The 22,550-nt window shown below is 57.1% G+C and carries 16 protein-coding genes; 3 read left to right on the forward strand and 13 right to left on the reverse strand.

Annotated elements, in window-relative coordinates; genetic code table 11:
* Position 1: 1 nt before the first annotated feature.
* Positions 2 to 670 carry a YggS family pyridoxal phosphate-dependent enzyme gene (locus NQ559_RS15835; RefSeq protein ID WP_026318360.1) on the reverse strand — a complete coding sequence of 223 codons (669 nt, stop codon included), beginning with the start codon at positions 668 to 670 and terminating at the stop codon, positions 2 to 4.
* Between the two features lie 116 nt (positions 671 to 786).
* Positions 787 to 2,043 carry a WD40-like domain containing protein gene (locus tag NQ559_RS15840; protein ID WP_026318359.1) on the reverse strand — a complete coding sequence of 419 codons (1,257 nt, stop codon included), beginning with the start codon at positions 2,041 to 2,043 and terminating at the stop codon, positions 787 to 789.
* A 191-nt stretch (positions 2,044 to 2,234) separates the two neighbouring features.
* On the opposite strand from NQ559_RS15840, the gene NQ559_RS15845 reads away from it, so the two are divergent.
* Entirely contained in the window at positions 2,235 to 3,929 is a 1,695-nt protein-coding gene (locus NQ559_RS15845) for a C69 family dipeptidase (RefSeq protein WP_018695823.1), read from the forward strand.
* Positions 3,930 to 3,933: 4 nt separating this feature from the next.
* Positions 3,934 to 5,310 carry a dihydrolipoyl dehydrogenase gene (gene lpdA / locus NQ559_RS15850; protein ID WP_018695822.1) on the forward strand — a complete coding sequence of 459 codons (1,377 nt, stop codon included), beginning with the start codon at positions 3,934 to 3,936 and terminating at the stop codon, positions 5,308 to 5,310.
* A 472-nt stretch (positions 5,311 to 5,782) separates the two neighbouring features.
* Here lpdA and NQ559_RS15855 read toward each other — a convergent pair whose 3' ends face one another.
* The 7 genes from NQ559_RS15855 to NQ559_RS15885 form a co-directional block, all read right to left on the reverse strand.
* Positions 5,783 to 6,784, reverse strand: coding sequence for a glycoside hydrolase family 18 protein (locus NQ559_RS15855; RefSeq protein ID WP_026318358.1), 1,002 nt, complete (start codon positions 6,782 to 6,784; stop codon positions 5,783 to 5,785).
* 101 nt (positions 6,785 to 6,885) lie between these two features.
* The gene (locus NQ559_RS15860; protein WP_018695820.1) at positions 6,886 to 8,511 is read right to left on the reverse strand and encodes a BT_3987 domain-containing protein; all 1,626 of its coding nucleotides are present in this window, start codon (positions 8,509 to 8,511) and stop codon (positions 6,886 to 6,888) included.
* A 2-nt stretch (positions 8,512 to 8,513) separates the two neighbouring features.
* On the reverse strand, positions 8,514 to 9,878 hold the full coding sequence (locus NQ559_RS15865) for a DUF1735 and LamG domain-containing protein (RefSeq protein ID WP_018695819.1): 1,365 nt from the start codon (positions 9,876 to 9,878) through the stop codon (positions 8,514 to 8,516).
* A gap of 8 nt (positions 9,879 to 9,886) precedes the next feature.
* On the reverse strand, positions 9,887 to 10,783 hold the full coding sequence (locus NQ559_RS15870; RefSeq protein WP_018695818.1) for a glycoside hydrolase family 18: 897 nt from the start codon (positions 10,781 to 10,783) through the stop codon (positions 9,887 to 9,889).
* A gap of 26 nt (positions 10,784 to 10,809) precedes the next feature.
* Positions 10,810 to 12,402, reverse strand: a complete 1,593-nt coding sequence (locus NQ559_RS15875; protein ID WP_026318356.1) for a SusD/RagB family nutrient-binding outer membrane lipoprotein — start codon at positions 12,400 to 12,402, stop codon at positions 10,810 to 10,812.
* A 12-nt stretch (positions 12,403 to 12,414) separates the two neighbouring features.
* Entirely contained in the window at positions 12,415 to 15,750 is a 3,336-nt protein-coding gene (locus NQ559_RS15880; RefSeq protein ID WP_033395207.1) for a TonB-dependent receptor, read from the reverse strand.
* A gap of 177 nt (positions 15,751 to 15,927) precedes the next feature.
* Positions 15,928 to 16,875 (reverse strand): FecR family protein, encoded by a 948-nt coding sequence (locus tag NQ559_RS15885; RefSeq protein ID WP_015547829.1) that lies wholly within the window; start codon positions 16,873 to 16,875, stop codon positions 15,928 to 15,930.
* Positions 16,876 to 17,189: 314 nt separating this feature from the next.
* On the opposite strand from NQ559_RS15885, the gene NQ559_RS15890 reads away from it, so the two are divergent.
* A complete protein-coding gene (locus tag NQ559_RS15890; RefSeq protein WP_018695815.1) occupies positions 17,190 to 17,771 on the forward strand; it encodes a sigma-70 family RNA polymerase sigma factor in 582 nt (193 codons plus the stop codon).
* Between the two features lie 19 nt (positions 17,772 to 17,790).
* Here NQ559_RS15890 and NQ559_RS15895 read toward each other — a convergent pair whose 3' ends face one another.
* The 4 genes from NQ559_RS15895 to NQ559_RS15910 form a co-directional block, all read right to left on the reverse strand.
* Positions 17,791 to 19,827, reverse strand: a complete 2,037-nt coding sequence (locus tag NQ559_RS15895) for a sensor histidine kinase (RefSeq protein WP_033395206.1) — start codon at positions 19,825 to 19,827, stop codon at positions 17,791 to 17,793.
* 103 nt (positions 19,828 to 19,930) lie between these two features.
* On the reverse strand, positions 19,931 to 20,119 hold the full coding sequence (locus tag NQ559_RS15900; RefSeq protein WP_026318354.1) for a hypothetical protein: 189 nt from the start codon (positions 20,117 to 20,119) through the stop codon (positions 19,931 to 19,933).
* A gap of 22 nt (positions 20,120 to 20,141) precedes the next feature.
* Entirely contained in the window at positions 20,142 to 20,906 is a 765-nt protein-coding gene (gene truA, locus NQ559_RS15905) for a tRNA pseudouridine(38-40) synthase TruA (RefSeq protein WP_018695812.1), read from the reverse strand.
* Between the two features lie 40 nt (positions 20,907 to 20,946).
* Positions 20,947 to 22,377 carry an aspartate ammonia-lyase gene (locus NQ559_RS15910; RefSeq protein WP_018695811.1) on the reverse strand — a complete coding sequence of 477 codons (1,431 nt, stop codon included), beginning with the start codon at positions 22,375 to 22,377 and terminating at the stop codon, positions 20,947 to 20,949.
* Positions 22,378 to 22,550 lie beyond the last annotated feature (173 nt).

Here is a 22,550-nt window from a genome sequence, read left to right on the forward strand (position 1 = left end):
ATCATTGTTTGGAATAATCTCTCTCCCCGAATATCAACGACCCGACGCGCACCATCGTCGAGCCGCACTCGACGGCAATGGGGTAGTCGTGCGACATGCCCATCGACAGGGTGTTGAACCGCGCCCCGAAATTGGGCTGCAACAGGTCGAAACAGCGTTTCAGTTCCCTGAAATCGCGGCGTATCACCTCCCCGTCGTCGGTATTGGTCGCAATGCCCATCACGCCGCGTACGCAGATGTTCGGCATCTGCGCGAACGGCGCCGTGCGGAGGTAGTGCATCAGGTCGTCCAGTTCCCAGCCCGATTTGCTCTCCTCGTCGGCGACGCGGATTTCGAGCAGTATCTCGATCGTGCGGCCGCATTTGGCGGCTTCGCGCTGGATAGTCCCGGCCAGCCGCGCGCTGTCGACCGAATGGATCAGCGACACGAACGGGGCGATATACTTCACCTTGTTGGTCTGCAGGTGGCCGATCATGTGCCACTCGATATCCTTGGGCAGCACGTCGTATTTTTCACGCAGCTCCTGCGGACGGCTCTCGCCGAAAATGCGGTGCCCGGCATCGTAGGCCTCGCGGATCGCCCCGGCGGGGTGGGTCTTCGACACGGCGACCAGCGTGACATCCTCGGGCAGCGTGCCGCGCACGAAGGACAATTGGTATGCTATCGACATAATCTGTTCGGTTTTGGTGTGTAAAAATACGCAAAATTCGTACAAGACGAAACAAGCCCGGAAAAATTCCGGGCCTGCATACCGTTTTATCCGTCCGCTATCCCGTCCCGGACGGGTTATCGGGCCAATACGATTTCGGAGCAGGGGACGGCTCCGTCCAAGACCCGCTCCGAGCCGGACTCCATGTCGTAGACCCGGATCCGGTTGCCGCCGTCGCCGGTGTCGCAGAGCATGAATATCTCCTCGGTCTTCCCGCCGTCATGACGAACGGCGATCGAGCGGACGGTGGCCTGCACCGTCGCCAGCGTCCTGTCGAACTCCATCGACACGGGATTATACAGACGCAGTTCGGTCACACCGTCCTTCGACACGGCATAGCCGCCGACGGCGTAATAGATCTCGCCGTCCTGCCCTTTGTCCAGCACTCCGAACGGCACCATCGCGTCGGCCTGTTCGGCATCGCCCGTTTTTACGGCGAATCCCCCGCCGTCGATGAGGCCGGTAAGCACCAGCGGGGTACAGGTATCCGGGGCAGTGCGTGCCGCGAGCAGGAGGTAACCGCCGTAGACGGTCACGAAAGGATTTTCGCCCAGCATCTCGGGCGCAATGTCCGAAGGCAGCATCCACGACGGGGGCACAGGTGCAACGTTGGTACGGGTCATATTCAGCTCCATCAGCACGAGCCGCCCGTCCTCACAGCGCAGGAACGCTGCGGAATTGCCGAGCGTACCCGCCACGGCGACATTGTCGTAGCCCGAATCCCGGAAATAACGCATCGTGAGGTCGTAGAACGCCGCGGCGCCGATATTGCCGCCGGGCGCCAGGCCATAGATACGGTTCGAGCCGGGGGTATTCACCACGCACCGCATCCCCTCGGGGACACCCAGGGTTTCGATGCGCGTCAGCCCGCCGGTCGCCATGTCGATGCGGTCGACCGCCGTTTCGCCCGTAAGGCATTGTGCGACGCCGTAGAGCGACGGCTCCTCGGGCGGGCGGCCGTCGGATACGGATATTTTACCCAGCGTCATGGCCTTGCCGCGGCGGAAGAGCTTCACCTCGGTCGTAGAGGCGGGGTAGCCTCCGGGGGCCAGGAACGTAATGTCCAATTCGGTATGTTTCGTCACGACGGCCCAGACACCGTCGGCATATCCTTCCGGGAGAGCCGCCTGCGACAGGGGCCACGCGATCCGCAGCATGATGTCGTCGTCGGCCTCGAAGCCGCGCGCCGAAACGGTCACCTCGTCGCCGGGCACGAAAAGCTGCGATGACGGGGGCATCACCACGTCGGTGACGAACGGCGCACCATCGCCCTCGTCCGTGGTACATGCCAGCAGGAAAAGCCCGAAAAAGGATAAAAACAATAGTTTCTTCATATAACCTACTATATAACAATTACATACCTCCGCACCGGGGGGGGGTATCCGCCGGAATGCAATGCGCTTGCATACGTCGTAAAGATATGACATAAAGCCCTAATATCCAAATAAAATACGACATATCGTACCCGCTGCGTTTTGCCGTTTAGGATTTGTTTCGTACATTTGGGATCAAAACCGGAAAACCTATGAGAAAACTCCAGTATTGCCTCGCGGCGGCAGCCCTCTTCACCTATGGCGCAGCCGCAGCCTGTACCAATTTCATCGTAACCAAAGGGGCATCGACCGACGGCTCGGCCATGGTCTCCTATGCCGCCGATTCGCACGCGCTCTACGGCGCCCTGTACCACACCCCCGGCGGGAAATTCAGGGCCGGGGCCATGCTGCCCGTCTACGAGTGGGACACGGGACGCTACCTGACGGACATCCCGCAGGCGGGCGAAACCTATTCGACCGTCGGCAACATGAACGAACATTCGCTCATCATCGGCGAAACGACCTACGGAGGCCGCCCGGAGCTGGAGGACTCGACCGGACTGATCGACTACGGGTCGCTGATCTACATCACGCTCCAGCGCGCCAAGACCGCCCGCGAGGCGATCCTCACGATCGCCGAGCTGGCGAACACCTACGGATATGCCTCGAGCGGCGAGTCGTTCTCGATCGTCGACCCCGAAGAGGCGTGGATCATGGAGCTGATCGGCAAGGGCTACAAGGACGACGGCAAGGGCGGCAACGCCCGCAAGGGCATCGTATGGGTGGCCCGCCGCATCCCCGACGGCTATGTCTCGGCGCACGCCAACCAGGCGCGTATCACGACCTTCCCGAAGGACGACCCCGAGAACTGCCTCTATTCGCCCGACGTGGCGGCGTTCGCCCGCGAGATGGGTTACTACGACGGCACGGACGAGGATTTCAGTTTCTGCGAAGCCTACGCCCCGGCCGATTTCGGCGCGCTGCGAGGCTGCGAGGCCCGCGTGTGGGCATTCTTCCGCACGGTGGCCGACGGAATGGACAAATACGTGGACTATGCGATGGGGCACAATGCCGAAAACCGCATGCCCCTGTGGGTGAAACCCCGCACGAAGGTGTCGCCCAAGGTAGTCTTCGACTGCATGCGCGACCACTACGAAGGCACGCCGATGGACATGACCACCGACATAGGCGCCGGGGGCAGCGCATGCCCCTACCGCTGGCGTCCGATGTATTTCGAGGTCGACGGCGTGGAATACTGCAACGAACGTGCGACGGCCACGCAGCAGACCGGCTTCTGGTTCGTGGCGCAGGCACGCCCCGACGTGCCCGACAACATGGGCATCCTCTGGTTCGGCGTGGACGATGCGGCCACGTCGTGCCTGACGCCCATCTACTGCTGCACGCAGGGCGTCCCCGAGTGCCTGAGCGAAGGCAACGGCTCGATGCTCGAATATTCGCCGACGTCGGCGTTCTGGCTCTTCAACCGCGTTTCGAACTTCGCCTACCTGCGTTACGACATGATCGCGGGCGACATCCGCAAGGTCGTGGACAAATGGGAAAACGAGGCGCTCCGCCTGGTGCGCGACGTCGATGCCGAGGCGATGACGCTCTCGCCCAAGGCCCGCGGCAAATTCCTCTCGGAGTTCAGCATCGCCACGGCGCAGCAGTTGTTCGACCGCTGGTCGAAGCTCGACAAGTACCTGCTGGTGAAATACATGGACGGCAACGTGAAAAGCGAACATGCGGGCGTGCTGGAATACCTCGACGGCAAGGGCGGCCCGGCGCATTTCGTGGACAACGGCAACGGCAAACAGATCCCCGACAAGATCCAGTTCCCGGGTTACGGCGAGAAGTGGAAACGTGCCGTGGCCAAAGACAACGGAGAAATACTCAAAGTGATAAAATAGAGCTATGAAATACGATATCATCGTCGTAGGAAGCGGCCCGGGCGGCTATGTGGCCGCAATCCGGGCTTCGCAGCTGGGACGGAAGGTCGCACTCGTGGAGCGTGCCGAGGCGGGCGGCGTATGCCTCAACTGGGGCTGCATCCCGACCAAGGCGCTGCTGAAAAGCGCACAGGTCTACACCTATTGCAAATCGGCGGAGCATTACGGGCTCACCCTCGCGGGCGAGGTGTGCCCCGACCCGGAAAAGATCGTGGCGCGCTCGCGCGGCGTGGCCGAAACCATGTCCAAGGGCGTGGCCTTCCTGCTGAAGAAAAACAACATAGACCTCATACAGGGCTTCGGGCGCCTGACGGCGGCAGGCAGGCTCGAGGTCGACGGCACGCACTACGAAGCCGACCATATCATCCTCGCCACGGGGGCGCGCCCGCGCGAAATGGCGTTCATGCCCATTGACGGCCGGCACGTGATTTCGTCGCGCCAGGCGCTGACGCTCACCCGGCTGCCCGAAACGATGATCGTCGTAGGCTCGGGCGCCATCGGCAGCGAGTTCGCGTGGTTCTACGCCGCGCTGGGCGTGAAGGTCACCGTGGTGGAGTACATGCCCCGCATGATGCCGCTCGAGGACGAGGAGGTGTCGAAGGCGATGGAGCGCGCATTCCGCAAACTGCGGGCGGCGGTGATGACCTCGACGACCGTGAAATCGGTCAGGGTCAACGCCGAAGGGCGCTGCGAGGTCGAGATCGAGGGCAAAAAGGGCCCCGAAACCCTGACGGCGGACATCGTGCTCTCGGCCGTGGGGATCAAGTCCAACATCGAGGGGATCGGCCTCGAAGAGCTGGGTATCGCCGTGGAGCGCGACAAAGTGCTCGTCGACCGGTTCTACCGCACCAATGTTCCGGGCGTATACGCCATCGGCGACATCGTGGGCGGCCCGGCGCTGGCGCACGTAGCCTCGGCCGAGGGTATCTGCTGCGTAGAGGCCATCTGCGGGCTGGATCCAGCACCGGTGGATTATTCGGCCATCCCGTCGTGCGTATTCACCTCGCCCGAGGTGGCTTCGGTCGGCATGACCGAGCAGCAGGCGCAGGAGAGGGGCATCGCCTATAAGGTAGGGCGTTTCCCGTTCACGGCATCGGGCAAGGCGACCGCCGCGGGCGACCGCGACGGCTTCGTGAAGCTCCTCTTCGGCGAGGACGACACCCTGCTGGGGGCGCACATGGTCGGACAGAACGTCACCGAGATGATCGCCGAGCCGACGCTGGCACGCATGCTGGGCGCCACGGCACACCGGATCGCCCGCACGATACACGCCCACCCGACGATGAACGAAGGGGTCATGGAGGCCGCCGAGGCGGCATTGGGGGAGGCCATACACCTCTGAGCCCGCCGGGAATAAATCGCACAGGGCGCATAGTCAGGGAGCACCCGGCGACCTCCGCCAGCCCCTTGAAAACAGCAGGCCACGGATCACCAAGCACCATCGGTCGATCTACGGCCGGGAAGTGCAGGCTGCGACCCGTGCCTTTTTGCCATCCCAGTTTATTGTGCCGATAAAACACAATGGCTGAATACGAATTCACAAATCCGTACGTTAGATAAATACTATCACAAACCTGCCGGAGAGTTTATATTGAAAGGTCACTTACGGGTATATATCGACTCGAATCGGCCATGCATTTGCGGTAGTTTCTGTTTCCCCATTCGTTTTCCGGATGGGGAAACACATTTTCTATCCCCCCCCCTTCGCCGGCAAAAAACGACCCGCACACCTGTCAGGTGTGCGGGTCTGGAATCGGTCACTTTCGGGTATATAACCAACTCAAATCAGCCAATGCGAACACATCGCCATCATGTTATTCCACTTCGTCCATGGTGATTTCATACCCGGACGGAACGAAAGTCCAGTCCTGCGAACGGTTACCGTTGTCGCAGGTGACGTTGGTTTCACCCCAGGCACCGTCGGCGATCGCCTTGAACAGCGGCAGCGGATCGGCTTGGCTTCTCGTACGCAGGTTGAAATGCATGATCGAACCGTAACCGGCTTCGGCCAATTCATAGGCATAATCACCGTAACGTGTTACATTTCCAATAGAACCCAGATTGATCGATAGCGGAGCGAAACGATCCTTGGTTACGCCGGAAATACCGATAGAGGTGCTGTAGCCGAAGTTGGCATAAGCATGGTCGATCTGGGCGCCGGCCGTCGCATTGATCTGCGAAGAACCGTAATTGCCCCACTGGAATACGGTGATGAGCTTTCCGGCGGGCATCAGGTTGCGCAACTTGGTGATAATGCTGCCGAACGAACCGCTGATGAGCGAGGACGAGTAGTTGGAGTATTCGTCGTCGAACCCGATTCCGTCCAGACCGTATTTCTCAACGGCATGGGCCAGGATCTTGGCGAACTTCGTGGTCTGGGTATCGTTCATGTTGGCGACACCGATGCCCTGCCAGTCGCCCAGCACGGTCAGCACCACCTTGATGCCTTTGGCCTGCAACCCCTGGACATACGTCGCGGCGCCGCCGTTTTCGAGCAGGTTGGTCATCTTGTCGTTCAGGTAGAGCGTAGGCTCGACAACGCCGTTCACCGTCCGCTTGTGGATGTTCGATGCGAAAAACTCCACGATGTCGGCATAGGGCTTGCCATTAGGAAGTTTGTAATCCCCGGCGTTGAGCGGGTTCACGTCATTGGTCTCGACATAGATCGTGACCGTCGGAGTCTTGTCCCCGTAAGCACGCGTTTCGACGACGGGTTCCTGAGCCTTGTCCATCGTCGGTTCCTCTGCCTGCTGGCAGGAGAACATCATACCGGCGCCCATCACGAGGGCTGCCATCAGTTTAAAAGTCTTTTTCATAATTCAAGTGAAATTAGTAATAAAATAAGGTTGTTTGTCGCTCCGGTTAAGGAGCCGTGAGAGAGTGATTAGGGAAGTTCGATATGTCGCATCGACCGATTTTATTGCCAATCCTTTTTCCATTTGCCGTATCCGCCTATCCATTCGCCTGCTTCATTGGGTAGTGTGCCAAGTCTATAATTATCAAATAGATAAGAATATCCGCTTCTGCTGCCGAGAATATTGCGATTTTCTGAGTCCATAGCCGTGCAACAATTCGCAAACATAGTATCCCAATACGCTTCGTAATTGTCCTGCAAATTGGTATGCAGATCGTCGAAGACGATGATGTTGTTCGGCTTGTAATTCGGCACCCAGTCAAGCAGGTCACCATTAAGTACTTGCTCTATATCTGTTGATATATCCACGGATGTGGTCGAATATATCGGGAAATTGATACATCCGTATCGCTCCTTGGGCAGGTTGGCAATCGGCTTCTGCGTATAGTCGGATACATACGCCAGTTCGGGATGCCACGGGTCGAGCAACTGCGGGACTTCGCTCTCGCTGTTGTAGCCCGACCAGGCATAGTCGATATAGTCCCCGACGGCGATGCCGCCCGTCGCCTGTGTATCCCAGAAGGTAGAGGTCGGCTCCTCGTAAACCGTGACCGTCAGCAGTTTCTCCCCGCCGAGCGCCTCGCGCAACGCTTTGATGAGTTTCGGGTAAGAGGCGGTGTTCATGGCCGGCATCCCCTCCTTGCCGTATCCGGCGCTGCGATCCCACAGGTTGATGCCGTCGATACCGAACTCTTCGACCACGGTTTTCACCTGCGCTACGAAATCGACGATCTGTTCGTCGGTCAGGTTGCAGAATCCGAGCCCTTTCCCGCTGCCTTCGATCGAGATGCAGACCTTGCTGCCATGCTCCTGCAGCGGACGGATGTATTTCACGGCATGGTCGAGGACATAGCGCATGTCGTTTCCGAGGTTCAGCAGCGCACGGCCGGTAGCCGCATCGTAATCGAGCATCACGGTGCGCAGGTTGATGATGTTGCCTACGGCATCGTACCAGGCCACGGTCGTTCCGCGGGCCAGTTTCTTCCGCATGATGTAGTCCTGCGCCAGCAGCGGCTGAAAATCGTTCGTGTTGATGTAGAACACGAAGAACAGGTCATGCCCGTCGTGCAGCGCATACTCGTCCGTATAGGGCTGGCGAACCGAGACGTTGTAGTAAAGCGTCTTGTTCGCGTCCGGAGCATCCTGCCCGGCGACCGTAAGCGGCAGCACATATTCTCCGGCAGCGAGCCCCGCCGCCGTGAATTTGACACGTTTCAGTGCCGAGCGCTGCGCCTCGGACGAGAGGTCGAGCACCTTACCGTCGGGGAATTCGTAATTCGCTTCCGGAAGCAGGGTTCGTTCGACCCCATCGGCAGCGTTGTAATCGTCGAGCAGGGTTGCGTCGACCCATGCGTCGAGCGAAAAACCGTCGGAGGCCGGTTTTGTCTGTTGGAAATAGAAATTCCTCATCACGAACCCGCCGCCGCCTTCGGTCAGCAGCACGTCTATCGTCTTTTCCGAAGAATTACCGCTGCGCAGCATCCCGGATACGGTTTCCAACGGTTCCTTATCGGGGAGTTTTCCGCCTTCCCATTCCACGGTATCGGCTTCGCAGGCCGTAAGGCCCGCGAATACCGCCGTACAAAGAAGCGTCACCATCCCTGTTTGCAAATTAAAAATCGTCTTCATAATCACTCGTTGTTTTCGTTAAGTTTCGGAATCTCGATGCCCTGAGGCCAGATAATATCGTACTTGGCTACGCCGTCGTTGCCGTACATCGAGTAGTCCTTGACCGTATTTCCCGAAGCGTCGTTGCACTTCCAATAGCCAAGAAGCGTCGGGTCGTCCTGCGGGTTCTCGATCTCGTACATGCTCTCCCAAATCTGTTCGGGCGTCCGGGCCACCGACCAGACACGTGCTTCGGCGATCTTGCCGTTCAGAGGACGGTAATCGTCGTAGGAGCGGCCGAGGAAGAACTGGTAAGCCTCGCCCAGCTTGTTGTAACCCGTGTCGTCGGTCTCGTACTGCGGTTTTTCGTTGTCGGGAGCCGTATTCCACAGGTCGTAGAGCGCCCGCATGGCCAGATTGATCTGGTTCTTCTTGCTCTGCGCCGAGATGCCGACCTCGGTCGCTTCGCTCTGAATCTGGCCATCGACATAGATGCGTGCGGTACGCGCCGCTTGGTCATATGTGCAGGCGACATGGTACCAGCGCCCCTTTTCGAGGTTCTTCGTCGCATCGCGTCCGGGAATCTTCCCGAAGGACGAGCCGGCACCCGATCCGTCGAACTGCAACTGCTGACGCTCGAAATTCGTGTCGCCGATACGCAGCAGCAGATACTGCTCGACACCCATGATGGACGAGATGTTGACGGGGCTGCCCGTAGCGTTGCTCGTCGCAAAATCGTCGAGGTAGATAAGGGCCTCGTAGGTCACGGCCGTCAGACCGTTCCAAGCCTTGCTGCTTTCCGAATACTTGTCGAGGGTCGGGAACTCGATCCAGTTGTCGGTGAGCTGCGCTGCGACGGTGATGGCCGAGGATCGTTTCACGACATAATAGGCGACGTCGGAACCGTGAAGCACGTCCATCGAGGCATGGCCGATGCGCACGGGGACGAGATAGGTTTCGTCGATGGGGAGTGCGCCGGCCTGCTCCTCGCCTTGGCCCATCAGCTCCTTGAGCTTCAGGGTTACGACGTCCGAGGTCGTTTTCCCTGCGGGAATCGTGACACTCCCGGCCGACAGTTCATAATACTTGGCATCGAGCATCGTCCACTCCGTACCGTAGCGGGCATTGTACGTCCCGACGAGCGACGGGTCGACCGTGAGCGTCACCGCCACATCCTGTCCCGCAGGATAGGTCAGCTCCGCCTGCAAGGCGCAGTCGTAGGTCGGTTTATTGTTGCCGAAGGTCGTAAGCTGCACCTCGTTCGTTTCAGCGACGTCGAGATAAACGGCGTTTCCGAACTTGTGGTCGTCGGCCTCATAATTATCGCAGGCCGCGAAAAACACGAGCCCCGCGACGGCTGCAATCAGATATTTTCCGTATTTTTTCATGGCGTTCACTATTTAGCGGGATTTAACGTCTGGATCGCCTTGCGGATCGTCTGGTAGTTCATCTCCGCATGGTAATAGTCCTCAGCGATGTTATAAGCTGCAAGACCGCCCAGCGGGCCGAACTCGATGACGCGGCGCGACATCTCCTCGACGGCCGCGAACTCCGTGCGATCCTCATCCAGCAGGGGTGCGCTGATCTCGGCCGCCAGCAGCAGCTTCTCCGGCGCGATACCGGCATACCCCGTGGCATTCATCACCCGGAGCCTCACCTCCTGCACATTTTCGAGTTTCTCCGTATCGAGGGCGACAAAATCGACCCTGGGACGGTCGGCGGCCGCAAGCGACAGCGGGTTGCCCTCGAAGACGAGGAGCTGGCCCTCGGATTTCGCCGCAGCGAATTTCTCGACGATGCGGGCTGTGGCATCCGTCGCCAGCGGGTCGGTCGTAAACGAGTAGCCGTCCATGCCGTTGGCGGCGACGGCGGCGACAACCCGATCCAGATAGGCATCGAGCGCCTGCATATCGGCGAACTCTTCCGCGCGTGCGGCATAATCGACCTGATAAAGTACTTTCGTCCCCTTCTCGCGCATGACGTCCATATCCTCGGCGTCGAACTTCGAGAAGTTATCGGCGTTGGTCAGCGTCACGATGTCCAGCGAATCCGGGAGGCAGCGCATGAAATCCTGCTCGCTCGAAGCCTTTTCGGGCGAGTTGTGCAGGCGGGCATAAACGATGAAGTGCTCCGATTGTTTATAGGCCCTCAGCGCTGCGGTGTATTCGGCCCATAGTGCCGGATCTTGCTCCCAGGGCTTCTCGACCTTGCTGTCCACCGTTTCCATCTCCGTCCAGTCGTTGCAGGCCGCAAACGTTGCGACGGCGGCACAAAGGACGAAGAAACGTATCATTCGGTTTGGTTTCATATTCATAGCGATTACTTGTTATACGGTTTGCAATCCCACCATACGCGGGTTCCCATGACATCGCCCGAACGGTCGCCGTTCTGCTGCTCCGCACCGAGTGTCTGGATTGCCGCCTGGAGGTTTGCGTTGTTCTGCTGGTACTCCTCGACGGGATACGGCAGACGGCGGGCACCCTGTTCCACATTCACGGTGCCGCCCGATTTGTCGGTAGGCACGGGCAACAGCTTGGGATACCCCGTGCGGCGGTGTTCCGACCACGCCTCGACGCCCAGCGGGAAGATGGCGATCCACTTCTGCACGATGATGCGTTCGAGGTTGCGTTCTTTCACGGCCTCCGCATCGGTAGATGCCACAGCCGTTTCCCAGGGAACGGTGATCTCGCTCCGGGCCGATGCGCTGTAATTGCCCAGCGGGTCGGTATAAGGCGCGGGCTTCTTCGTGGCGTCGGCCAGGTAGGCGTCGGCCCCCGATGCTCCCCGCTCCTCGAACGAAAGCCGGACAGCCTGTTCATAGAGTGTCTTCGCCGTCTCGGCCGATCCCCAGCGCAGTTCGTACTCTGCATGCAGGAAGGTCGCTTCCGCGGCATTGAACCATAAATAGGGCGTATCGCTCGCAACGATCATATTCGAATACTTCGACATGGCCGTCGATTTTCCCGCCACGTCGATGCCGATGCGGATACCCACGTAGTCGTCTACGTCGTTGGGCAGGAACATCTTTTCCAGACGCGGGTCGTCGTAACCGTCCAGATAGCTGATGATGTCGGCCCCGACACGGTGGTCGCCCCAATCGTTATAGATCAGCGTCATGCGGTTTTCGGCTGCGTGCATCGCCGCATTGTCGGCATTGGCCGTGATGATGCCGCCGGCGATCGCCTCGGCGGCTTTGGCCTGGGCAATGCCGGGCTTCACGTAGGAAAGACGCATCGCCATCCGCAGCTTGAGCGAATTGGCATATTTGAGCCACTGCGCGATATTGCCGTAATAGACGCCGTCGTAGCGGCTCCATGCTTCGGCTGGGAGCGTCGTATTGCGGCCCAGTATCTCGATGGCCTCGTCCAGCTCCTCGAACATCTTCGTATAGACCGCCTCCTGCGAGTCGTACTCCACATAGATCGACTCGTTGCTTTCCAGCTTCGTGTAGGGGATCGGGCCGTAGGAATCGGTCACACGGTGCATGATGGCCACACGCAACAGGCGGGCGAAAGCGATGGCCACTTCGTCTTCCGTGCCGTTGATGATGCCCTTATAGGGGGTATAGGTCTCGGTGATGACGTTGGCGAAAGGCCATTTACGCCAGTCGGCAGACGGATTATACGTCTCGAACTTGGTCTGCCACGTATCGACCGTAGCACCGATGTAACCGCCGAACGGCCCGCCCGAAAGCGATTCGTTGAACTGATACATATGCTCCTGCACCGGAATCACAAGACTTTGAAGAGCTTTGAACTTCGTTCCGGTCTTATAATTCAGGGCATCCATCTGGTCGTCCGTAACCTGATTGGGATTGCGGTTGATGTCTTCGAAATCGCCGGTGCAGGCTGCCAATCCGAACAGCGCCAGTGAAAGCAGCACCGACTGCCATCTGTTATTCATCTTTTTCATGGTTGCTGCGCTTTAGAATTGGAATTTGACATTGAAACCGAGGTTGCGCACCGAGGGCATCATGAAGTAGTCGATACCCTGATAGTTCAGCCCCGTCGAAGCGACGGCTTCGGGGTCGAACGGCGCTTTGCAGTAAATCATCCACAGATTGCGCCCTACGAACGACACGGTAAGCCCCAGCTTATTGCGGAACCACTTGCGCGGGAAAGTGTAACCCAGCGACAACTCCTGCAAGCGGACATTCGTCGCCGAATAGAGATAATACTGCGGCAAACCCGACTGCGAGCCGATCGCCTGATACCATTTCTGGGCATCGACCATCTCACGGCCGTTGATCAAAACACCGCCCGCATCGCGCGCCGCGGCCGAAGCCTCCGAGACGCCGTACAGGTCGAGGTTGGCCTGCGTCGCCGAATAGCAGACACCGCCCAGACGGGCCGTAAACAGCACGCCGAGGTTAATACCCTTATAGCTGAAGTCATTGCGCCATGCGAGGTTGTGGTTAGGGAAAACCGATCCGAGATAGATGTCCTCGCCTTCGTCGGTCATCAGCAGGTTGCCGTTCTTGTCCACCTCGACATAACCGTTGTCGTTGAAGCGAAGGTTGGACGTCGTGTAAAGGTCGCCCAGCGTACCGCCTTCCTTGAGGATGTACTTCGCCTTACCCAGCCCCTTGATGTCCAACTTGGTAAGATTCAACGCTTCGCCCGTAACCGGGTTCACGGCATTGGCTGCCAGTTCGATGATCTCGTTCTTGTTCCATGAGTAGGTGAAGTTCGTCGTCCAGCGGAAATTCCGCCACTGATTGTCATACCCGAGCGACAGCTCGACACCTGTATTGCGAACGTGTCCGGTTTGCAGGTAGATGGTCGTATAGGACGACGAGGGCGGAAGTGACGGGTCGAAGGTCTGGTTTTTCGTGTCGGCCTGATACCACGAAGCCGAAAGGTTGATATGCTGCCACAGACGGGCATCCAGACCGACCTCATAGGTAATGGTACGCTCCGGCTTCAGGTCGCCGATCGGATAGTGCGTCTTGTCCTTCCACACTTTATTCGTAGCGTCGTATTCGTAGGTCGGAACCGTCAGGTGACGCGGGAAAGGCATACCTACCGAGGCGATCGAACCGCGGATCTTCAGATAGCTGAACGTCTTGCCCAGATCCCATGTCGAAGAAGGCACCCAAGACAGGCCTACTGACGGATAGAAGAACGACGACTCGGGCGAATTGGCCAGTTGCGAAGCCCAGTCGTTACGCCCCGTCACCGTGAGGTAAAGCATCTGTTTCCAACCTACTTCGACCGAGGCGAAAATCGACTGCGTCTGGTCGTGCCAGCCGACCTTTTCGGCACGTTTTTTCGTGTCATCCAGATCGAAAACATTGAATATGTTGGGAAGTCCGTTCTCCTGAATCGGCCCACGGTATGACAACTCATCGGTCTTGATATTGTTGATCGAGGCGCCGATATTCGCGTTCAGAGACCAATCCTCGCCGAAAGTCTTGTTAATGTTTACCATCAGATCGGCGTAGGTCTGCGTGTCGTAAGCACGGGCTTCGGTATAGTGGCCGTTTTTGCCGCCTTCCGTAATCGTGGTGTTCGACGAGGCATAGAGTTTTTGCGTGTAGAGCGAATTCGAATTATCAATGCGGACACGTCCGGCAACATTAAGCCACGGAAGAATGTCGTAGCTGGCCGAGAACGACAGCATATAACGCTTCTTGTCCGTATTGCGCAGGTTGCGGTAGTTGATCCAGTAGGGATTCTGCATGCGCAAATCACCGCCTTCCATATCCGCACTCCAGAATTGCTCCATGAGTTTCGTCCCTTCGTTGTAACGCTCGAAGCGACGGTAAAGGTCGAAATTCTCACCCCGCGGGAACAGGTAGGCCGGAACCAGCGGGTTCGAATAGACTCCCTGATTGGTCATGTTCTGGTCTTTCTGATAGATGTAGCTGGCGCTCGCATCGAGCTTGAGCCGGTCTTTCAGAAAGTACGAAGTATTGCGGAACGTGAAGTTGTAACGGTCGTATTCGTTATTGGGGATAATGCCGTCCGAATTGACCGAAGCAGCCGAAAAATAGGTCTGGTTCTTGTCCGTACCGCCAGAAACCGTAACAGCATTCGTATAAACGTGTCCCGTCTCGAAATAATCGTCCGGAGTATAACCGTAACGGGCTTCAGGGCGTAATTTCTCGCCCCAACTGTAAATGCTCGAGCCGCTGCGCTGGCCGTTCAAACCCGTACCGTAGCGATTCTGAAATTCCGGCTGGATGAAAGGTGCGAGAAATTCGATATTACTCGAAAACGTAGCTTTCAGAGTCCCGGCTTGGCCTTTTTTCGTCGTAATCATCACAGCGCCGTTCGCGGCTTCCGAACCGTAGAGCGCGGCCGCGGCAGCACCCGTCAGCACCGACATCGACTCAATATCCTCGGGGTTGAGGTCTGCGATGGATTCCGTAGCACCGCGCGAATCGAACTCCGTACCGCCACCACCACCGAAGTTGTACATCGGAATGCCGTCGATAACGTAAAGGGCGTTCGAAGACTGCGAAATGGACTTGTTGCCGCGCAGTACGACCTTCGAGGCACCGCCGACACCTGACGATGAGGCGTTGATCGTGACACCGGCCACTTTACCCGTCAACGAGTTGATGAAGTTGGCATCCTTGACGGTTGTGATGTCTTCGGCCTTGATCTGCTGAACATTGTAGGCTACGGCCTTTTCCGAACGCTTAATACCAAGAGCAGTGACCACGACCTGCTCGATCTCGGACGCAGCCTCTTCGAGCGTGATTTCGAAAGAAGTCCGGCTGCCCACGACAATAGACACAGGAGTATAACCAATAAAACTGATTTCCAGCTGTCTGTCTGCTGCGGGGGGGGGTACCTGAAGCGCAAACGCACCATCGGCGTCGGAGCTGACGCCTATTGTAGTTCCTTGAACAAGGATACTGGCTCCGACGATCGGATTACCTTTTGCATCCCTGATTTTTCCGGTCACGGAAACCGGATTCCCCGCATCGTTCTTTTTGGTCAGGATAATGTAGGATTCATCGATCCGGTAAGCGATTTCCGTGCCGGCGAACAGTTGTGCCAACACATCCTGGATCGTTTTTTGGACAGCGTTGATACTGACCTTGTTTTTGGTATCGACGCCTTTGTTGATAAACAAGTAACGGGTTTGATTTTCAATCTCTTTTATAACCTGCGAAATAGGGACGTTTTCCATCTTAATGGAAATTCGGGCATTCTGTGCAGATGCAGCGAATACGTTCCCAAGCAAAGAGATTGTGAGTACGAACCCAAACAGTCTTCGAAACTTGTTGAAGAATACTGTTTTATTCATATCTTTGCGAAGTTTTAGATAATAGGTTAATTAGTGTCTCAAAAAAGCTCGATTCAATCTATTATCCGGCCTGCGGATCTCTACCTCCGCAGGCTTTTTCATTGAACAAGCTATGAACGATGTTGGTTACGTTTTCATAGGCAATCATTTTAGGCGTTAAACAATCAGGCTTTCACATCAATAGATCGTCACTACGTTTGTTTCCGAATTTTTCTTGTAAGAAAAGTCCGCGGTATACTGCAAAATGTGAAGGGCTTTGTCAATGCCGTCGTTCACACGAATTTTACCACTGACGTTTCTGATGTTCGGAAGTTTCTCAAGGGAGATGTCGATCTTCACGTCGAATGCCCGCTCGAATTTCTCCATCAGTTCATCGAAAGGCAGACCCGAAATGTTGATAAGACCTTCCGTCCAGCACAATATTTCCGGATCGGTTATCGGTTCGATGAAAAGATGACCGTTCGAGAGATTAGCAATATCGTTAGGTTTCAGTATAATGTCTTTTTGCGTGGGATCGAGCCGGTTTGTAATTTGCACCCGACCTTGGAGCAATGCAGTCGAAAAGCGTTGGTGGCGCTCATCGGCCACAACGTTGAATTTCGTACCCAACACCCGAATATCGGATGCGAAAGTTTCTACAACGAACGGACACCTCTCGTCATGTTCGACATCGAATACCGCCTCGCCGGAAAGCTTTACTCTGCGGAGATTCTTTTTGAATACGGATGGATATTCGATCTTTGCTCCGGAATTGAGCTGAACGCTCGAACCGTCCGGAAGCGTGAACTTCAAGCGTTGGCCGTAAGGAACCTGCAACGTGTTGATTTGCTCGGCAAGCATATCGTAGGTGCGTTCCTTGCTGATATATCCCCCGACGAACAGCCCGATGGCGAGCATGGCGGCAGCTTGTACGGTAATACGGACTACCTTTCTCCAGTGCACGGCGATCCAACTTGCTGGACGGATCTCTTCGCCGTACAACTCCATCATGTCGATCTGCATGTGCACCTCATCCGCGCAGCGCTGGAAGTCCTCCGGATTTTCGGAATGCCACCGTGCCACCTGTTCCAGCTCATCTGGGGTTGCTTCGCCGCGCAGAGCTTTGTATATTACCTCTTGATCCATTATCTTGTAATTAAATTATATGCCGGCTTCATTGCTTTCTCTTTTTAAACGCATGAGCGAACCGAGTTTACAGCCTTTTTTATAAATAAATATATTTAATAATAATGTAAAATTATTTATTTAGCCAATGTATTGACAATGAGTGTGTTGATCGCCTGCGTTTGCTTCCCGGAACCTTATTTTGTTTCAAAAATATTTTCATTTCTTTTTTGCAGGCGCTTTCAAAACATCGGAAACGAAAAACCGGGGATGAATTCTCGACTTGCATTTTCGGGAATAATTGCTATCTTTGGAAACAGTATCGAAAGATTGGGATGGGGAAGCCGACGAAAATATTGACAGCCGAAGAGTTCGACAAGCTGTTCAACGACAAGGAGCGTTTTATCCGAATCGCATACTCCTATATAAATGACATGGAGATGGCAACGGATATTACGACCGACGGCTTCATGTATTTGTGGGAACACCGGGAACACCTTGACTTCGACGTGAATATCAAAGGCTATATTTACAATTACGTCAAGACTCGCTGTATTTCGCACCTGCGCAAGCGCAAATCCATGCTCAAAGCCCAAAGTGAACTTTATAAAAAGGAACAATGGCGGATCGAATCGAGCATCAATACATTATCCAACGAAGAACAGATCGGCAAACTGTTCCAATCCGAAATAATCGAGATTTACCGGCGCGAACTGGCCAAGATGCCGTCTCTTACCCGTAATGTATTTTTGGCAAGCCGTCTGGAGGATATGACTTACCATCAAATTGCGGAAAAATTCAACCTGACCGTCCGGCAGGTTACTTCGGAGATTCAGCGGGCGAGCTTTTTACTGCGAACGCCGTTGAAAGACTATCTGGTGGGCATTGTAATTATGTTTATGCTGCTGCATAAATAATTAAGGAGAAAGCCGCAGGTCAGGCATCCCGGAGCGTCACCACGAACCGTGCACCCCCGGTATAGGTCGTGTCGAGCCCGATCGTTCCGCCCAATTTCTCCGCGATCAGCCGGCAGAGGCTCAAGCCCAGTCCAAGCCCCTGCGCAAAAGGATCGACCTTGTAGAAGCGATCGAAAACCCTTTCCGCCAGCCCGGGTTCCACGCCGCAGCCGGTGTCGGTGACCGACAAGGTCAGCGTACCGGGCCCCGTCAGGCCGCATTCGACCGTCACGGATCCCTGTTCGGTGAATTTGACGGCATTCTTCAGCAACTCGCGTACGAGCAGCGACACGTAACTCCGGTGCAACGGGAATACGATCTCCGGGGCCGCGAGCTCCAGCCGGTATTCAACGCCCTCCTTTACGGGCAGGTGTTCCATTTCGGCGCGGATAATCTTGCTGATGTCGAGCAGCTTCCGGGGCATTTCGGCACTCGTATTATCCAGCTGCGACACTTCGAGCATATCGTTGATCAGCGAAGTAAAGAGCTGCGTATTGTCGCGGATGATCTGTGCGAATTCCCGGCGTTCCTCCTCCGAAAGATCCTCCCCGGCGATCAGCTCGGCAAAGCCGCTTATGGCATTGAGCGGCGTGCGTATTTCGTGGCTCATCGACCCCATGAAGTCCCGCTTGAGCCGCTCGCTCTCCTGCGCGCGCTGCGACTCGACCGACAGGTTGTGCTGCAGGTGCTTGATGCGCAGCAGGTTCCGCCACAGGTAGACAACGGCGATGATGGCCAGCAGCAGGATCGTCAGGGCGAAGTAGAGCGAGTTCTGCCGTTTCTGAGCCAGCAGCAATGCTTTATCACGCTCAGCCTTGTCCAGCCCATACTGCACTTCCAGTTCGCCCACCTTCTCGGCATACCTGTGCGACGAGAGCGAGTCGCGCAGGCCGACCACTTCGTTATAAACCCCGCATGCCTCCTTGTAGCGCCCCATGCGTTCGAGGATCTTGGCCTTGTTAGCGGATATCGCCACCAACTGCGACGTGACACCGCCCGGGCGCAACTGCACAGTCAGCGAATCGAGATAAGCCAGCGCCCTGGGGTAATCGCCCCGGCGGTTGTAATACTCTGCGCTGATCGTATAGAATCCCTGCCTGTTGGTCAGCAGGTTGCCCGCATCCGCCGCCGCGGAGTCCGCGAAACGGCGGTAACGCTCGTAATACGCCTGCAGATTGCGCTCGTCGAGCAGCGGCGAGGTGCACATCGAATAGTAACAGACCAGGTAGGACATCTCCTTGGAAATATAGGGCCTGCGCCGTACGATCTCCGGATCGCGGTAATACTCGTCGAGCATCGCAAGGTAACCGTCGGCCGCATGTACCAGCCCGCTTTGGTCTTCCAAACTGCTGTAAGCCGCGATCAGGCAGGTGATCAGGTTGGCATGGAAATTCCGGCGTGCCGTGGGACGCATCCGCCCCAGCAGGGCGAGTTCGTCATTCCAGAAAGGCAGGCCGCGCTCCATCTGCAGGTTTCCTTCGGCCGAGACCAGCCTGAAGGCGGCTATGCCTTTCAGGAAGAGCCGCGACGCCTCTTCGTATACATCGCCCGGGGGCAATGTCCGTACCGAGTCGATGTATTCACGGCACAGCCGCGCGGACTCCTCCGCCCCGGCAACCTGTATCCTGCGTGCCAGCTCCACCATGCGGTAATAAGCCCCGAGCCCCTCCATGCCGCTGCCCCGCATCAGCGGCTCCGCCTGCGCCAGCACCCGGGCGAGCGAATCCCCGGCACCGGGCGAGGAGATGTAGTGCGCAGCGAGCGAACCCAGCGACGCCCCGACGGCAAATCCGTCACCGACGGCGGCCGCCTCGTCGAACAGCTTGCGGCTGTAATACAATTCGTCTTCCGAGGAGTCGTTCAGGTCTTTCAGGTTCAGCAGAATATCGACACGTTTGCGGGCATCCGGCTCCGCCTGGTAAGCAGATTCCAGCGAATCTACGAGATGCGCCGGAGGTGTCGCGGAAGAAGTGACCATCCATCCGACAGCCAACAGCGTCCACAGGGATTTTTTCATATAAGTTGGAATTGGCGATCAAATATAGGCATTTAAATCCAATATCAAAACAAAAAGGGAGATTCGCAATGAAATCTCCCTCAGTTCAAACCCATTCCGCCTTTCACTTGAACCACTCCTGCAGGTGGTCTTTGGCGTAGAAATAATACACCGCAAAACCCAGCCAGCTGGTGAGCAGCACCACGATCGAAGCGATCACCTTTCCCGCGGTCGAAATGTTTTTCTTGAAGATGTCCATCACGCACCATATTGCGCAGAAGACACCGATAAGCCAAATAACTGTCCCAATCATAGTCGATAATATTTATTAAAAATCAGTAAAATACCTTCCGTTCGAAAAGTTCCGGCGGATAGACCACATCGCTCAGGAAAAGCCCCTGCGCAGGGGCGCCGCCGCTCGAGCGCGACAGGTCGCGGCTTTCGACGATCTCGCGGAACTGCTGCGGGCCATAGCGCCCGCGCCCCACGTCGACCAGCGTCCCGACCAGCGACCTCACCATGTTGCGCAGGAAACGGTCGGCACGGATCGTAAAGCAGAGCACGCCCTGCCCGTCGACCATCCATGCCGCGTGCATGACGCGGCAGATGTTGGTCTTGTTGTTCGAATTGAGCTTGGCGAACGACGTAAAATCGTCGTAGCGCAGCAGCCAGGCCGCCGCCTCGTTCATCCGCCCGACATCCAGCGGCACGTAATACTGCCACGTCGTGCCCCGCGTAAAAGGGTTCTTGCGCGGCTCGATGTAGTAGCGGTATTCGCGCTCGCGCGCCGCGAAACGCGCGTGCGCGCCGTCGTCCACGGGCGTCATGCTTCCCACGGCAATGTCGCCCGGCAGCAGGAAATTCAGCTTGTAGACCGTATGCGCCGGGTCGGGCACGGGCGACAGGCAATCGAAATGCGCCACATAATAAGAGGCGTTGACACCCGTATCGGTGCGTCCCGCTCCGGTCACCTCGACAGGTTCCCGCAGCAGGGTAGCGAGCGCCCTCTCGAGCGTCTGCTGCACCGACGGCATGTCGGGCTGCCGCTGCCAGCCGCAATAGGCGGCCCCGTTGTACCTGAGTTCCAGAAAATAGCGCATCGCGATCGGAGTGGTTTGCGCAAAAATACAAAAAAATCGGTTAGCGCCGCGGTTTTATCGCCAGTTTTACGGGATGGATCATATTCTCGGGCCGGAGCACCTCGTCCAGTTCGTCGCGGTTGAGGATGCCGTGTTCGAGCACCAGTTCGTAGACGCCGCGCCCGGTTTCCAGCGCCTCCTTGGCGATCTTCGTGGAGTTCTTGTAGCCGATGATCGGGTTGAGCGCCGTCACCACGCCGATGCTGTTGCGGACATATTGCAGGCACCTCTCCTCGTTGGCCGTGATGCCGTCGACGCAGCGGATGCGCAGCGTGTCGAAGCCGTTGATCAGCAGTTCGGCAGACTCGAAACAGCACTGCGCCATCACCGGCTCCATGGCGTTGAGCTCCATCTGCGCCGCCTCGTCGGCCATCGTCACGCACAGCTCGTTGCCGATGACCTTGAAGGCGATCTGGTTCATCACCTCGGGAATCACGGGGTTGACCTTGCCGGGCATGATCGACGAACCGGGCTGGCGTGCCGGGAGGTTGAACTCGCCCAGCCCGCAGCAGGGCCCCGACGACAGCAGCCGCAGGTCGTTGCAGATCTTGTTCATCTTCGACGCGATGCGCTTCATCGCGGAGGAGTAACCGACCATGCAGACCGTGTCGGACGTCGCCCCGACGAGGTCTTCGGCCAGCGTCACGTCCCAGCCGGTGATCTCCCGGATGGCCGCCGTACAGCGCTCGGCATAGCCCGGCTCGGCGCAGATGCCCGTGCCGATGGCCGTGGCGCCCATGTTGATCGACAGGAACTCCTGCGCCGCATGGTCGAGGTTGTCGACCTCGCCCCGCAGGACACTCGCAAAACCGTGGAACGTCTGCCCGAGGGTCATGGGTACGGCGTCCTGCAACTGCGTGCGCCCCATCTTGAGCACGCGGGCGAACTCGTCGCCCTTGCGCCCGAAGGCTGCGATCAGCGCTTCGAGGTGCCGGCGCAGTTCGAGGTGCGTGGCGTAAAGCCCGAGGTGGATGGCCGAAGGGTAGGCGTCGTTGGTCGACTGCGAACAGTTGACGTGGTCGTTGGGCGAGCAGTACTGGTATTCGCCGCGCGCGTGCCCCATGATCTCCAGCGCACGGTTGGCGATGACCTCATTGGCGTTCATGTTGGTCGTGGTGCCCGCGCCGCCCTGGATCATGTCCACGGGGAAGAACTCGTGGAACCTGCCCGCCATGATTTCGCGGCAAGCCTGCGATATGGCTCCGAAAAGTTCGTCGGAGAGAAGCCCCATCGCATGGTTGGCGATGGCGGCACCCAGTTTGACGATGGCCAGCCCCTCGATGAAACGCGGGTATTCGCACAGGCGGAATTTGCTGATGGCGAAATTCTCCAGTCCGCGCATGGTCTGCACGCCGTACAATACGTTGTCCGGCACCTCTACGCAACCGAGCAGGTCGCATTCGGTGCGTGTTTTCTTTGATTCGTTTTTCATATCCCTTACAATATAAAAATATTTCGACTTGTTTCTATTTCACATTAAAAGCTAAAAGCAGCAGAAAGTTAACAATTATTTCTCAAATAAAGAAGTATTTCGCATTTTCATGCCAAAATCGCCGGCCTCCCGAAAAAACGACCGGCACGGCCGGGGTCGGAAACGGGGAATAC

This window comes from Alistipes onderdonkii (assembly GCF_025145285.1).
Classification (GTDB): Bacteria; Bacteroidota; Bacteroidia; order Bacteroidales; family Rikenellaceae; genus Alistipes; species Alistipes onderdonkii.